Origin of the sequence: Bacillus cereus group sp. N6, from assembly GCF_016483705.1 — a bacterium.
Taxonomy (GTDB): Bacteria; Bacillota; Bacilli; order Bacillales; family Bacillaceae_G; genus Bacillus_A; species Bacillus_A wiedmannii.
In genome coordinates this window covers 1-237 of the sequence record NZ_JAEHBI010000339.1, presented here as the reverse complement: position 1 = coordinate 237, position 237 = coordinate 1, and the positions used below count along the sequence as shown (strand labels likewise).

Here is a 237-nt window from a genome sequence, read left to right as displayed (position 1 = left end):
GCCCGCCCCGGTCGTCTGGTGTTTTGGCTGCTGCGGATGCGAAACGTGATGATGGTTACTCTGGTGGGAGCGGTGATGTGTGTCAGCAAGTCTCTCAAGGTAACACTGGTGCTACTGGTGCTACTGGACCTCAAGGTGTTCAAGGTAATACTCGTGGACCCGGCGCCGCGCGCCCGCGACGACGGCGAGGGGCGAATGCTGGCTACGGCGAGAAAGAAAAAACGGGGGGGGGGGGGG

General features: G+C 62.0%; 1 pseudogene. It reads left to right on the top strand.

Annotation, left to right across the window (positions count from 1 at the left end):
* Positions 1-237 (top strand): annotated as a pseudogene (locus JDS99_RS31530) (Gly-Xaa-Xaa repeat protein); the annotation flags it as partial.